Here is a 13,507-nt window from a genome sequence, read left to right on the forward strand (position 1 = left end):
CTGAATGCCAATCGGCTCGACTCCTACGAACCTTTAACAGGCTCCAAAAATTTTATTGAGCACGTCGGCCAGATGGATGAATCGAAATTGACCAGGCTCTGCACTTCCCCCAGCCGGTGGAAGGTCGACCTAAATCGAGAGTTAGCGCCTCTACACTGCGGATTCCACGCGCAGTTGGACACCCATTCCACGAACACTTGGACAGTGATTCCACGCTGACTTGGACACTCATTCCACGAGCATTTGGACAGTGATTTTCCACTGACCCAGCCCATGCTCAGGCAGGCAGCGACGCAGGATTATTCACTACCATCGACCTCTTTTCTCGAAGCGAAGAGGTCGTCGTGGAGCGTATATCCATGCGTAAAATCCGAGAGGTACTACGCCTAAAGTTCGACGCCGGCCTGTCCGTGCGCAAGATCGCCACCAGCCTTCGCATCAGCAGTGGCAGCGCCGGCAACTACCTGCATCGCTTCAACGCTTGCGGGCTGACCTGGCCGACGGCGTTGTCGGATGCCGAACTGGAACGCTGTCTGTTCCCGCCAGCGCCGACGGTTCCCAGCGATCAACGTCCGATGCCGGACTGGGCTCATGTCCATGCCGAACTGCGCCGTCCCGGCGTCACCCTGGCCCTGCTTTGGCAAGAGTATCGACTCAGCCATCCGCAAGGCTTCCAGTACAGCTGGTTCTGCGAGCATTACCGCCTCTGGGCCGCCAAGGTCGACGTGGTCATGCGCCAGGAACACCGTGCCGGCGAAAAGCTGTTTGTCGATTACGCTGGCCAGACCGTGCCAGTCATTGATCGGCGAACCGGCGAGATCCGCCAAACGCAGATCTTCGTCGCCGTCCTCGGCGCGTCCAGCTACACCTTTGCCGAGGCCACTTGGTCGCAGAAACTGCCCGACTGGCTGGGCTCGCACGTGCGCTGCTTCGCCTTTTTCGGCGGTACATCGCAGATCCTGGTACCGGACAATCTGCGCAGCGGCGTTACCAAAGCGCATCGTTACGAGCCTGACATCAATCCCAGTTACCGCGACCTGGCCGAGCATTACGGCGTGGCCGTATTGCCTGCCAGATCCCGCAAGCCTCGGGACAAAGCCAAGGTCGAAGTCGGCGTGCAAGTGGTCGAGCGCTGGATCCTGGCAGTGCTGCGCAACCGCCAGTTCTTCTCGCTGGGCGAACTCAACACGGCAATTGGACTGCTGCTGGATCGACTCAATCAGAAACCCTTCAAGAAGCTGCCCGGCTCACGCCGGTCGGTCTTCGAGACCATCGACCAACCCGCGCTGCAACCGCTGCCGGAACACCCGTACGTCTACGCCGAATGGAAAAAGGTACGAGTACACATCGACTACCACGTCGAGGTCGACGGCCATTACTACTCGGTGCCGTATCAGCTGGTGAAGCACCAACTCGAAGTGCGGCTGACGGCGCAGACCGTTGAATGCTTCCACGCCAATCAGCGCGTGGCCAGCCATCTGCGCTCGGCACATAAAGGCCGCCACACCACCCAAACCGAGCACATGCCCAAGAGCCACCGCGAACATGCCGAGTGGACACCGCAACGGCTGATCCGCTGGGCCGAGCAGACCGGCCCGAACACGGCTGGCGTCATCGCCCACATCCTCGAACGCCGAATCCATCCGCAGCACGGTTTCCGCGCCTGCCTGGGCATCCTGCGCCTGAGCAGACAGCACGGCGAAGAGCGGCTGGAAGCCGCTTGCCAGCGTGCGCTGGCGCTGGGCGCATGCAGTTACAAAAGCCTCGAATCGATCCTGCGCCAAGGCTTGGAACGGCTGCCGCTGACCCAGCAAAACCTGCCACTGCTGCCCGAAGAGCACATCAACCTGCGTGGCCCCGACTACTACCACTGACCTGAAAAGGAGCATCAAGATGCTACCCAACCCGACTCTGGACAAGCTGCAAACCCTGCGGCTGCACGGCATGATCAAAGCGCTGAGCGAGCAACACGCAACGCCCGACATCAGCGATCTCAGCTTCAACGAACGCCTTGGCCTGATGGTCGACCGCGAACTGACCGAGCGTGAAGATGCTCGGCTGACCACTCGCCTCAAATCCGCGAGACTACGCCACAACGCCTGCTTGGAAGATATCGATTACCGCAGCCCACGCGGCCTGGACAAGGCCCTGATCCTGCAACTCGGTAGCGGCCAATGGCTGCGTGACGGCCTGAACCTGATCATCGGCGGCCCGACAGGCGTAGGCAAAACGTGGCTCGCCTGCGCGCTGGCCCATAAGGCTTGCCGGGACGGTTACAGCGTGCGTTATCTGCGTCTGCCTCGCTTGATGGAAGAACTGGGCCTGGCCCACGGCGACGGTCGCTTCGCCAAACTCATGGCGGGTTATGCCAAGACCGATCTGCTGATCCTGGACGACTGGGGCCTTGCACCGTTTACCGCCGCGCAGCGGCGCGACATGCTGGAACTGCTGGACGACCGTTACGGAAACCGCTCGACGCTGGTGACCAGCCAGATGCCGGTGGATAAATGGCATGCGCTGATCGGTGATCCGACCTTGGGCGATGCGATCCTCGACCGGCTGGTGCACAACGCTTACCGCATCGAACTGAAGGGCGAATCGATGCGCAAGCGCGCAACGAAATTGACTGCAACCGGGACTTCAGACTAACAATGCGAACCTGCGTCGCTGCGCTCCGACTGCCTGTCCAAGTGAGCGTGGAATGAGTGTCCAAATGATCGTGGGCTGAGTGTCCAAGTGTCGTGGAATCCGCATCTACACCCAATTACACACCCAATTACACCCATTTAATCTCTCTGTGGAGGTCTGCTTACGCGCTCATGACACTCTCTGTATCTTGAGGTCGAGTAAGCGGCTAGCCGTGCAGGCTGAAATATTGCAATCGGAAACGGTGTTATTGGCCGTATAAAATAGGATGCTCGCTAAAGTGTAAGCTTGCTTATCGCGTCTGAAGAGACAACACCATGCAGAGTGAGGAGGAAATTCAATTGGAGTTGGCTCTGGCCGAGGCACTGAGGCGGAAGCATTTCGAGCAATGGCTGACAGAGAACCGCGAGGCCGTTAAAGCCTACAACGAATTCGTGGAGGCCCACGGCGCCTTCAGCGACTTTGTACGAAGCTTTTGAAGCTTCAGCAAGTGTTGGGATTCCCCAAAAACGACTTTGAAAATGGACTGTCAGTCGTCTCCCCAAGGATCGAACTTGTCCCCGTACTTGGCATGCAAGGCTCGATTTCGTTTGATCTGCCAGATCCACGGATCGTAGTCATCGGGCAACGTGGCGAGCTTGGCGCTGATGACAATTTGCACGGTTTCGTCGCGCAAAAAGCGGCGAGTCAAATTGCGGCATTCGCCGAGCGTAGTAGCTCCGTGCACGACATGATTTTCCTTTACATAGAGGTCAGTCATACCCACACGCATGTGACCGTATTCCCTCACTTCATCAGGGTAAATGTCCTCCAAGCTGAGATGTCCCATATCGTGCTCCTGGGTGAAAAAACCGCTCGCAAATGAGTACTCAAGTGTTGTCCGAGGACACTATGGATAGGTGTGCACCATCGATGAAATCGCCCCTGCGCGCCAGCGCCTTCAAAGGTCAGGTAGTCACAGGTGATTTAGTGTGCGTATGACAATCGCCACGCTGGTGCATTGCTGAATTTACACCTCAGTAACGCTCACCTGTCTGAAGAAACTCACGAAAACTTTTCCGTCCGACACCTCGCAGGAAACTTCCGAGGACGTAGTTGCCACTTTGAGTTTCAAGAAGCCAGAAACGTCCCTCTTTCCATACCTTCTGAATTTTCCCTGTCCGAAGAAGGCCGCCATCTGCTGGGCGAAAAGCGTCACCTTGCTCAACGTGATCGAAGGAAATGCCAAGGCACGTGTCATTTGCGATGAAGGCGTCACTGATGAACGCAGTGACCGGTACCGAATATTTTCGAATGCTCGCTCGCTCTAGGCGATACAGCTGAAAGTCGGTCAACTCTTTGCTGTGAAATTCGACCTCGATGATTTCAGACATCCCGAAAGGCTCCAAAACGAATTCAAATGATTTGTCCGCACACATCACTTACCCGACCGACATCGAAAAAGCTGCACCCACAGTGGCCTCTTTTCTCTGACCTGAGCCCCAGAGAAGGTAGACGGTGTTCTTGGTTTCAAACATACAGCCTTCGGTGAAGGATCTTCCGAAGTTGCTGCGTACCCACATGCCAGGCTGAAATCGATTTCGACTATCGAGAACGACCTCATGTGCATATAGGGTGGCCGGAAGTAGACCGATGCCCATGAGCTTTTCTTTCTCATCCGGGTTAACCGTAAGGTCGATCAAAATCCATTGCCGTACTACGCAAAATGATTTCCCTGGGAACGCTTTTGCAGCCAATGCAATCAGTTCATCCTGGGTGCCCTGCCAGCCAGCCATCACCTCCCCTGCGCCGTAAAGGAACTGTGCAATCTCTTCTAACGTAACCATGTAAATTTCTCGAAATCGTAAGCAGCGAAATTCAGTTCGCTGAGGTTCAGCGCTGAACGGCTGCTCATCAAATCTTGATCAGAAAATCTGGATCGAATCCAGTATGTTGCCTCGGATAGCCGCGAGGGTTGGAGATCACACGGCACCCATTCTTGAGGAAATCCGCTGAGACTTGGGTGTGCCCGTAAACCCAAACATCGGCCTTGCCCACGAGCTCCTTCCAGTCATTGGCATAAGCAGCGATGAGGTGTGCAGGAAGCTCATCACCAACGTAATCCAATACCGGTGCATGGTGCGTAACTACAACGGTTTTGCCATCGAATTGTTTGTCCAGTTCCTGTGTGAGCCAGGCATAGGCTGCTTTTGATCTAGCGATCAAGTCATCGGGACGAAGGCGCCGGTAATTCTCATCTGCTCTGATGACAGTGAAGTCGTTCATCCATTCCCAAGCGACGCGCCTCGCGGCAGCAACGTCTCCAGTCGAGGAGTAATCTGTCCACGCTGTCGTGACCAAAAACCTAGTTTGATTCAGGATCAAGGCCTCGTTTTCAAGTACATGGACATGCGGCATTGCCGCTTCTTTCATCTTGCGCAGCGTGTGATCGATGTGGCCACCGTAGTACTCGTGATTGCCACAAACGTAGATAAACGGACACTGGAAGACCTCGTTCGCCCATTTCACTCCACGCGATTTGATATCAACGTCCCCCGCAAGAATGACTACGTCCGCATCGCTTGGGGCGGGATCGAACCGAGCGAAACCGAGGTGCAGATCTGAATAGATTTGAATCTTCATGGATTAACCTGCTGCCGTTGTAGTGGCAGAGCGATTCGGGGTCTGATAGTTGGTGCAATGGAAATGCTTTCCGGCGGCAGTCATGGCGTCGTAGATCGTTCGAATATTGCTGAGCAAGCCTGCGTCGATAACGCCGGGCGAGCTGCTATAGATTGCTCCGCTATCGACTTTATGAAGCAGTACGCACTCACCGTTTCCGTCATAGCCGACGATCACACTGATCAACTTTTCCATCCGGTCTAAAGAGCCCCCATTAATGCAAGCGGGAGTCACAACCTGAACCGCCTCAATCGTGTGCTCTCGGCTCCGCTGAGAGATTAGGTGGGCCAACATAGAGGGGTCTGTTGGCATCAATTTTTTGAACCGAACCCCTGCTTCTTCACAAATGCGAAAGCGAACGTGATACCAAAAATCTTCCGAGTCTCGCTCGACCATCCGCCAAGCCGTGCGGCCAAGCCCGGGAAATCCCGGTAGGCCGACAAGACAAGTTTCATCTGAAATAAACATGATGGTTATATCCGTAACATCAATATTTTGGTTTGAGAGCTCTTAAGGGCGTGAGAGACACCACCCGCCATTACACGCTCTGCGGCGCTTCTTCTGCATTCAACGAGCTTGGGAATGAGGCTTTCGGACAAAAAGGAATGATCCCTTGCCGGCTTTAGCGTCCATTCACAGGTGTCAATTTATGCCTAATGTTTTTTGTTGCATCCTTCCTGAAAGTATGATTAAGACAAGAAGGCGATCACGATACCAGACCCACAAGCTCGTTGTACAGAGTGGCTGGGTCACTAATTTGCTGGCCTTATCCTCCGTTTTGAGGACAAGTCGTCATGCTGACTCAGAGTCTCGCGGTGGTGCTTCGCGCGCTACGAAAAACTAGAGAGCTCACTCAGGAACGACTCCCATCTAGTAGGAGCTACGCCTTTGCCTTAGAGGCAGGTACGCCGAAAAATATATCGTTAGGCAAGGTACGGGAGCTTTCAAAGAGCCTTGAGATCACTCCCCTGGCGCTTATGGTGTTGTGCGAGTCTATAGAGAGTGGACAGGACTCTCTGGATGTCATAGGCAAGCTGAAGGAGGAGCTTCGTCATCTCCGCTCGATCGGCCTAGATGAGGAAATACGCGAGGAGCAGCTAAGCTCCAGCCTAGTATCAAAAGCTAAGGCTCGCGAAATCGCTGACAGCAGGAGACTCGCTGTTAAGCGTCTCAAAGAGGAAGGTAAATCAAGAAAGGAAGTCGCCGAAGCACTAGGTATTTCAAAGTCTTCCGTCCAGAGATTCTGGGTTTGATTGTTTCCAGCTACTCGCCTGGGCTCAAGTCATCGCTGGCTTGATCCGCTGTGTTGAAACGAGTAGCGGACAAAAAACGCGATGTCTCTGGGATTAAGGAAGATGCTAAAAATACGGGTATGCCAAAAAACATATGCGTGCGTCAGATTGCCGCAACGATCCGGCTAGTCCGCTCGGTGCGCGGGCTGGCATACGAAGACTTGGTGCCTATCAACGCTCGCACGAACATCAGTGCGCTCGAACTTGGAAAATTCAACATCACCGTTGATAAATTGGCTGAGCTATCCACGCCTCTGAAGCTTGACCCTGTGGCCCTTCTAGCCATTAGCATCCCCCTAAGCAATGACGAGACGCCCGAAGCGGCTTTAGAACGAGCCCGTGTCGAGCTAGACAGATTCCGATCAGAAGGAGGTTAAAACTACGCAACTCAACGCTATAGGCATCAGTCACCTACGACGCCTGAAGTCTTCACTCCACCGCTGCCAGGCTGACTGAGTTTTACGGCGCTCGACAATGTTGGTCTTGAGACCTCATATCCTGCGGAACGATTTGGCCCATTAACGCGTGGACGATTTAACGCTTGGGCCGGTTTGAACGAAGGGAGCGGGATGCGGCTTCACCGAAACCCTCCAAAAAACTCGACATCATGGTGGATGATATCTCCCTCAGGTTGACCAGTTTCTCTCGAACAACCATCACTTCCTCTGCACTTAGGGCCAGAGCTACCAAGCGTCCCAATTGCTGCGGTGAGGGCGGCAGCGTTCTGTGAACGCAATGGTTATGGCGCCCCAAGTAGACGATTTCTTCTGGTGAAACAATACCGCTCAACCATCCGATCAATAGCAAAGCCCCCATCCGCTGGTACGGATCGCTGTCATTCAATCCGAATTCGATGCGCTCATGCAGATCCAAGTTTACTTTGCACAGGAGTTGCTGAGTGCGAGAAAACCCTGCTGAGGCTATCCCACCGGGTGCAAACGCCGTCCGCTTCGCAAGCAGCAGTCCATACAGAGTTTCCACCCCTTCATTGAGTGCTTGTGCCACTACTAGAGATTCAATCCATTGCTGTACGCGTATTGTGATTCCCGCAATCCGCCGATCAGATAAAGAGTGCTTCACTGACCGCTCCCCTCTTGAATAGAGGTAAGCATCCCAGATCCGCCTTTCGGGGGTAAACGTATTTCGAGGCCTGATTAACACGCATCGGTGATCAACGCAAAATGCAGTGGTCGTGTAGCACCATGATTGGCGCCAAATGGGAAAACCTGTTCTCCGCATACTTTCTTTTAGACATGTAGAGCAGTAGGCGTGTCGGTAATGGATGTGAATCAAACGAGACTGACGGGCGGCAAATAGCTGCTGCAGTAAAACCCCATCGATACCATAGGTGGCACGCATCACTTTGAAAAGCTCAGTGGTGCAATCAAACTCAATGTCCTCGAATGCGGGGAAAGGCCACGATTCCACTATCCCGGGAAGCACGCGCTTGGGGACAGAAAGGCCTCGATTGATTGCCTCGCGAAATAGATGAGGGTTTCGAAGCTTGTTGTGGGCAAGCCGCCGCATCACCCAGGAAAGTAGCGTTTCTCCCAGAACGAAACGAGGCGCTGCCCCTGATGAGAACTCGTCGAACAAGTTAGAAATTCCACATGTTACGCAGACACTGGATTGGTAAAGATGGACAAGCCTTGTAGCTGGAGTTACGCGCTAGCGCCTGGAAGATTTGAATGAGAGCTCCACTGGCACCATGAGATCTAACCAAAAGATCCTTGATGAAATCGTCATTGAGCAATTGAGAGCGTTTGAAGCCACATGCCTCCCCAACCCGTGAAATGAAGGTTCGGAACTGTTGGTCATCCTGCCACAAGCCGATGTCGACATAGCGAGCCTCCTTAGCAACGACCTTTTTCAGATCTCCATCTAAAATATCGGGCCCAGACACAGCCAATATCTTTAAGTTCTGAAATCGCTGTAGCAAGGCCCCGACTAAATCAATAGAATTATTTCTTTGCTCCGCACCGCCGCCAAAGTGAACACTTGCATCGTCAAACACCAGACGAAACTCTCGACCACCGATCAGATCCTCAAGTGCATGTTCGACATTTCGAAAAGACATAAAATGACTGTTCAAGGGAAGGCCCAGAGCTGCCGCGAATGCCGCGTAGACGTTGCCATATGCCTTAGTAAACCTTCCAGGCACATAAGCAGTATACACTTGTGTCCGATCGGCATTTTTAAGCAACCGCTTGGCAACAGTGGTTTTTCCTGTCCAAGTCTCCCCACCTAGAATAATTGGTACGTTAGCGGAAAAACCTGCCAAGACGTTCTGCTCAGCTCGATACTGTTTTGGACACAATAAATACTTCACTCGACAGTACCCTTTGGTCGTACGCGGGTATTCCACTTCGAACGAGTAGCTGCCTGCAAGCTTTCAAGTGTAATTTTCTCATCGCCCCATATCACTGCTAGGCAAGCAGCCGCTCGGAGTAACGTGCAAATATTTCCAATAACCCCCGAAGTATTATTATAAATATAGTCAGACATTGCCTTAGAAGAAAGATGTGACCTCTTTGAAAGCGGAACGATCTCCTCCCAAGTATCCAAAAAGTTAAGATACTCTGCATCGTTTTTCGACCAAGGAGTAAGCTCATAGAGCTCAAATCGGCGGATGTACTGGGCGTCACTTGCGAGAGCATTGAGGGCCTCATCGATACCGAAAACAAAAAAGCTTAGGTAAGCAGGCGCCCCACATAAACCCCTCAGCAAGGAGAGAAACGTATCCTGCTCGCCCTTAGAAAGCCCCTTGATAGAGTCATGAAACTCATCCATAAACACACCGCGAATATCGTTAGCGATACAGTATTCGGCTACCATGCTAATGGGTATCCCAACTTTCCCAGGTTCCATGCCCAAAGCGGTCAAGAGCTTCACCATGGGCTTTGTCTTCTCAGTATCCTTGACAAAGGTCACATACCTGATTTTATGACGCCATGATTCATCCATCCCCCTGACCGCATTGCAAATTGTGGTCTTTCCATGGTTAGATCCGGCAGATACGACTAGACATGGAGCCTCCATACTGCCGCGTACAATGCTAAGCATGTTGTGGACAATGTTAGACACGGTGAGCAAGTGTTCGGTGTCGACCTTAATATCCTGCCGAATAATCTTACAGCGCTCCTCAGCTGACAGAACCAAAGCGTAACGCCGGCTCTCATGCAAATGTTCACCATCCATTCTCAGTCTTCCCACTTAAGTTTTTTTCGAGTTTGATCAGAGCTCGGCTCTTTGGTTTTCCCCTGAAGCAAATTCCCTTCCCCGCCGTAGGAAAGAAAAGACATAGTTTCAGCGGCCGTAACTTTCTTGGCGACGTTTTGCCGGAGCCGCTTGGTCGTAGCCTTTGAATTTTCCACTAACTCATGATTCTCCAAGCGAACTTGGTGCAATTCCTCGTCCACCAGTGTTCCCGGGCGACGGTCGCGAGGTCTCGAAAACGCCCAGTACTCGCTGTATGAGACAGGTGTTTTCGTCAGATCAGAATAAGGAATTTCATGATACCGGCCATCTTGGCGCAACCATATTTTTGAAAGGTTCAATGGATTGTACTTAAACGAAAGTCGTGAACCAACGAACCTACTGAGTATTGCCGAAGAGTAAAATGACCTACTAAACTCGACACCCTTTGGTTGCACCGTTCGTAGCACACTTGGAAAGAAGTCAAGAGCAAATGTTTGAAAGTTCCCCGGCATAGGAGGTACATAATCCGGCCCCTTCTTGGCCATCTCTGCATCCCAAACCTCGAACGGCGCAAGTCTGTTCAACCCTTCATGAGCACGCCCATGATAGATCGCCACTTCATTTGCGAACCACTCACAAAATGCTGAAAAGGTCATAGCTGAATGCTTGGCAGAGTCGTAGTCTGCTTTCTTCAGCACATTCGAGTAGGTAGTACCTGGCAGAAGATGCACCTTCCCCATCAGCGTACCGATAATTCGCTCAACGTGCCCTCCGTAATGCTTTTTCCCAACAGGCCGCAGCATAGGGACGATTTTGTAAAATTGCAGGGTGGCTTCAAGTTCTGGGCTAGTAAATTCCGCGGCGTTATCCATACCAATTGCACCAGGCACTCCCCAGTACCTGTGGCGAGAATTCTGACCACCACCGAGAGCGATTGGAAAGGCTTGCTTAGGAAAACAGGCAGAAAGCATCGCCATGGCAACGCTGAGTGAGCTAGGCGGATGGAGTGCAAGATAGTAACCAAGAATAACGCGACTCTTAAGTTCGATAACTACCGTCAGCCAAGGCCGCATGAGTGGTCGACCATGATCGTCGCAGATAATTACGTCCACCCGTGTGTGGTCGATTTGCACCATAGTAAGTATAGTATCTACATGAATCATCCCTGGTTTCAGAACAAACTTTTGAAGCATCGGCTCTCTGCCGTGCAGAAGGGAGTAAACGGCTTTCTGCCCGAACGATTCAAGCCTTCGCTTCAGAGCATTAATACTCGGGGTTTTAACACCCATGGTGTGACATAGAGAGTCGACATATTCCCAAAGAGAAGCAAATGCTTCTAATTTTTTAGTCTTATCATTAAGGCGTTTCGAAATTGCTTTCTCCATGATTTTCTCTTGAGTATCAGAAAGCAATCGCGAATTTTTTTTACGCCCCCTGATACTTCTAACAAGAGAAACAGCACCAAGCTCTGGGTCATATCTTTTTAATAGACGTCGAATCGTTGTTTCTGATGAGCCGAGTTTTTCGATAAGCTCTGCCCGCGAAACTTCCCCCTGGAAGTAGTCGCTGATGTTTTTTGCTCGATCCGCAGCAATAGCCAACTCTTTCGGATTAACTTTTGTTTGTTCCAACCAAATCAAACGGCGATCATTGTATAGCTCATGTTTTTCTTGATCGACCTCAACCAGATTTACCTGAGTAAAGAGCACATCAAAGGAGTGCTCACTTTCAAGGCTTTTTAGGGTAATCGCACCGTTAGCTCCGCAAGTTATTACACGATATACCTTTTCCTCAAAGCTAACTAAGTTTCCTTCGACGATGGGTTGCAACATAAGGACTCGGCACCGACTGTTTTAAATTCTAGGTGCGCAAGCATAGCTCTATGACTACCGAGCTTGTCAATCGTCATGAAATTGGCGTTAGGCATCAACTATTTTTCGTTAGGCACTGTCTTAAATTTCATATATTGACGAAGGGCTTTAACTAATATTGTGTTAATTGACACCAAGCTTAAACATACTTAATCAATTGACACGCCCGCATTTAGCAATAAGCGAGCCAAGCACCTGCGAACCCCGGATTCAGGACTCATGGATTATTATTTGATATAATTTTCGCTTGCCGCCTGAAGTGTCAATTTATTAAATATACACAAATAAAATTAATAAGATTCAATTTTTATCTATTGATGTATGAACCGCATTCACGTTGGGAAGGGTATTTCCTGAGCCAGCCCCGAGTCAATTAACAGCTTTGAAAGAGCTTATTGGATTTTGCGACTCGAAATAACCGCCAAGATAATGGCACAGCTCTGTAAACTGGAGTCTTAGACGCCGCATCCGACGGCCAAAAAGGCTAATTATTGAGTCAAAAAATCTGCTTTTACTTATATTGACAGCGAGCCAAGTCGGGTATCAGGGCGCCAGTTATCTCAGCCTGTGAGCCGCACTCCTCATTCAATGGCATAGCAAGGGGTTATCTAGCCCCTTCCCCCTTTCATAGCCAGCTGAGGTTAAACGTCTACGTAATGTGCCCTCCAACACCCTATGGGGCTTGCAGAAGGCTTTACCGCGCGCTGACTGTCGTTCACGTGGCATATATCACAACTTTGTTTCCGTGCACAAGGCTGTAGCTGAAAGTAGTCACTGCCGATTGGAGTCCTCCCTGATACCCCGTGTTAGCAAACGCTCCTTGAGCAACAGCTTTACAAGGGGAACAGGAAGCGATCTTTTTGGACTTTTAGAACTGGCATATTTCTCAAGGCCTCACGTGCTTAAACCCTTAAAAAAAACCGCTACAAATCAATTGGTTGGATTCCATTACCAAAACCAGGACGCAGAGGTTATTTCAGCCCCCCCTGCATTTACGGGCTAAGACTGCACTCCTTTTAAAATGATCAAATCCACTAATGCATCAAAGCTTTCAGCCATTTTTAAAAGTCGGAATCGCTAGAAGCCACGGATCCTAAAGGCTTGAGCGTTTAACCACTTTTAAAGGAGGGCCACACTGGCGATGCCAACGGCAAACCATGCCTCTGGTGATGCACGTTCGTTGTAATGACCCATTACGTTGGCAAACGCCCACCCCTGTATTCTCATCACCACCGACTGGACACATGTCGCGCTACAGGACGCTCATTATTCCCAGCGACCGCCGCACAACCAACCAACTAGCTTGCGAATCAACCATCAACCCAGGTGTTACGTATGCAAAGAAACCCTGCGCGAATCTTTCAGATCACCGGAGGTTTCCTTTGCGTACGCAATATTGGCCAAGTTGCCGGGTATTGGCGTGAATGCTTTGTGTGGCTCGAGGCCGGATGGCGGCGCCATGTCACTCGGTGGGTTTAACGGGAGTCGTTGAAGAGCCGATCACGCTTGCGATATTGCCCATATCGGGACGCAGTTCAGTCTTGCCATTCAAAAAGTCCAACGCGCGTTGCCGATCAGCAGCCGTCATGGCAGCGAGCCTGGTCGAGATAGCCTTCAGTTCATCGTCGTGAATCTTATCCATGTTCGTTCTCCTGATAGGCACCACACGGTGCTGGAAGCCCCATATTCCGGACATTCCAGGGTTGTGGCTACTGTAGGAAGTACCCGTTTTTTAGTGTTTTTGACGATAGTGGCTATTTCCATATTCAACAACGGTAGAGCTCGGAATGTCGGTGTGTGCCCTACTCTTCATATTCCAATAACTTATAACTCAACTAA

At 51.4% G+C, this 13,507-nt stretch carries 14 protein-coding genes; 4 read left to right on the forward strand and 10 right to left on the reverse strand.

Annotated features, from left to right (window positions below; translation table 11 throughout):
• Nucleotides 1-359: 359 nt before the first annotated feature.
• From istA to Q1W70_RS23605, 3 genes are all read left to right on the forward strand, one after another.
• The gene (gene istA / locus Q1W70_RS23595) at nt 360-1,874 is read left to right on the forward strand and encodes an IS21 family transposase (protein ID WP_302098119.1); all 1,515 of its coding nucleotides are present in this window, start codon (nt 360-362) and stop codon (nt 1,872-1,874) included.
• Nucleotides 1,875-1,893: 19 nt separating this feature from the next.
• The gene (gene istB / locus Q1W70_RS23600; RefSeq protein WP_057704534.1) at nt 1,894-2,649 is read left to right on the forward strand and encodes an IS21-like element ISPsy14 family helper ATPase IstB; all 756 of its coding nucleotides are present in this window, start codon (nt 1,894-1,896) and stop codon (nt 2,647-2,649) included.
• 314 nt (nt 2,650-2,963) lie between these two features.
• On the forward strand, nt 2,964-3,125 hold the full coding sequence (locus tag Q1W70_RS23605) for a type II toxin-antitoxin system CcdA family antitoxin (RefSeq protein WP_302098120.1): 162 nt from the start codon (nt 2,964-2,966) through the stop codon (nt 3,123-3,125).
• Between the two features lie 50 nt (nt 3,126-3,175).
• Here Q1W70_RS23605 and Q1W70_RS23610 read toward each other — a convergent pair whose 3' ends face one another.
• The 5 genes from Q1W70_RS23610 to Q1W70_RS23630 form a co-directional block, all read right to left on the reverse strand.
• Nucleotides 3,176-3,475 carry a hypothetical protein gene (locus Q1W70_RS23610; protein ID WP_302098121.1) on the reverse strand — a complete coding sequence of 100 codons (300 nt, stop codon included), beginning with the start codon at nt 3,473-3,475 and terminating at the stop codon, nt 3,176-3,178.
• A 187-nt stretch (nt 3,476-3,662) separates the two neighbouring features.
• A complete protein-coding gene (locus Q1W70_RS23615; protein WP_302098122.1) occupies nt 3,663-4,019 on the reverse strand; it encodes a hypothetical protein in 357 nt (118 codons plus the stop codon).
• A 48-nt stretch (nt 4,020-4,067) separates the two neighbouring features.
• On the reverse strand, nt 4,068-4,472 hold the full coding sequence (locus tag Q1W70_RS23620) for a DUF6957 family protein (protein WP_302098123.1): 405 nt from the start codon (nt 4,470-4,472) through the stop codon (nt 4,068-4,070).
• A gap of 67 nt (nt 4,473-4,539) precedes the next feature.
• The gene (locus Q1W70_RS23625) at nt 4,540-5,268 is read right to left on the reverse strand and encodes a metallophosphoesterase (protein ID WP_302098124.1); all 729 of its coding nucleotides are present in this window, start codon (nt 5,266-5,268) and stop codon (nt 4,540-4,542) included.
• A gap of 3 nt (nt 5,269-5,271) precedes the next feature.
• Nucleotides 5,272-5,775, reverse strand: coding sequence for a hypothetical protein (locus tag Q1W70_RS23630; RefSeq protein ID WP_302098125.1), 504 nt, complete (start codon nt 5,773-5,775; stop codon nt 5,272-5,274).
• Between the two features lie 326 nt (nt 5,776-6,101).
• Between Q1W70_RS23630 and Q1W70_RS23635 the strand changes: the two genes are divergently transcribed.
• Nucleotides 6,102-6,560 (forward strand): helix-turn-helix domain-containing protein, encoded by a 459-nt coding sequence (locus Q1W70_RS23635; protein ID WP_302098126.1) that lies wholly within the window; start codon nt 6,102-6,104, stop codon nt 6,558-6,560.
• A gap of 573 nt (nt 6,561-7,133) precedes the next feature.
• On the opposite strand, the gene Q1W70_RS23640 is transcribed toward Q1W70_RS23635, so the two are convergent.
• From Q1W70_RS23640 to Q1W70_RS23660, 5 genes are all read right to left on the reverse strand, one after another.
• Nucleotides 7,134-8,195, reverse strand: coding sequence for a TniQ family protein (locus tag Q1W70_RS23640; RefSeq protein ID WP_302098127.1), 1,062 nt, complete (start codon nt 8,193-8,195; stop codon nt 7,134-7,136).
• 1 nt (nt 8,196) lies between these two features.
• Complete coding sequence (locus Q1W70_RS23645; protein WP_302098128.1) at nt 8,197-8,928, reverse strand: P-loop NTPase family protein; 732 nt, start codon at nt 8,926-8,928, stop codon at nt 8,197-8,199.
• Complete coding sequence (locus Q1W70_RS23650; RefSeq protein WP_302098129.1) at nt 8,925-9,797, reverse strand: TniB family NTP-binding protein; 873 nt, start codon at nt 9,795-9,797, stop codon at nt 8,925-8,927. The genes Q1W70_RS23645 and Q1W70_RS23650 overlap by 4 nt, the downstream gene beginning before the upstream one ends.
• A 2-nt stretch (nt 9,798-9,799) precedes the next feature.
• The gene (locus Q1W70_RS23655) at nt 9,800-11,629 is read right to left on the reverse strand and encodes a TnsB C-terminal domain-containing protein (protein WP_302098130.1); all 1,830 of its coding nucleotides are present in this window, start codon (nt 11,627-11,629) and stop codon (nt 9,800-9,802) included.
• Between the two features lie 1,501 nt (nt 11,630-13,130).
• Entirely contained in the window at nt 13,131-13,310 is a 180-nt protein-coding gene (locus Q1W70_RS23660) for a hypothetical protein (RefSeq protein WP_166590982.1), read from the reverse strand.
• Nucleotides 13,311-13,507 lie beyond the last annotated feature (197 nt).

The organism is Pseudomonas kielensis, from assembly GCF_030505375.1.
GTDB lineage: Bacteria > Pseudomonadota > Gammaproteobacteria > Pseudomonadales > Pseudomonadaceae > Aquipseudomonas > Aquipseudomonas kielensis.

Coding starts and splice junctions, on each gene's coding strand:
- istB (WP_057704534.1), top strand. CDS start 1,894: ATGCTACCCAACCCGACTCTGGACAAGCTGCAAACCCTGCGGCTGCAC.
- Q1W70_RS23610 (WP_302098121.1), bottom strand. CDS start 3,475: ATGGGACATCTCAGCTTGGAGGACATTTACCCTGATGAAGTGAGGGAA.
- Q1W70_RS23630 (WP_302098125.1), bottom strand. CDS start 5,775: ATGTTTATTTCAGATGAAACTTGTCTTGTCGGCCTACCGGGATTTCCC.
- istA (WP_302098119.1), top strand. CDS start 360: ATGCGTAAAATCCGAGAGGTACTACGCCTAAAGTTCGACGCCGGCCTG.
- Q1W70_RS23635 (WP_302098126.1), top strand. CDS start 6,102: ATGCTGACTCAGAGTCTCGCGGTGGTGCTTCGCGCGCTACGAAAAACT.
- Q1W70_RS23655 (WP_302098130.1), bottom strand. CDS start 11,629: ATGTTGCAACCCATCGTCGAAGGAAACTTAGTTAGCTTTGAGGAAAAG.
- Q1W70_RS23660 (WP_166590982.1), bottom strand. CDS start 13,310: ATGGATAAGATTCACGACGATGAACTGAAGGCTATCTCGACCAGGCTC.
- Q1W70_RS23625 (WP_302098124.1), bottom strand. CDS start 5,268: ATGAAGATTCAAATCTATTCAGATCTGCACCTCGGTTTCGCTCGGTTC.
- Q1W70_RS23615 (WP_302098122.1), bottom strand. CDS start 4,019: ATGTCTGAAATCATCGAGGTCGAATTTCACAGCAAAGAGTTGACCGAC.
- Q1W70_RS23650 (WP_302098129.1), bottom strand. CDS start 9,797: ATGGATGGTGAACATTTGCATGAGAGCCGGCGTTACGCTTTGGTTCTG.
- Q1W70_RS23620 (WP_302098123.1), bottom strand. CDS start 4,472: ATGGTTACGTTAGAAGAGATTGCACAGTTCCTTTACGGCGCAGGGGAG.
- Q1W70_RS23605 (WP_302098120.1), top strand. CDS start 2,964: ATGCAGAGTGAGGAGGAAATTCAATTGGAGTTGGCTCTGGCCGAGGCA.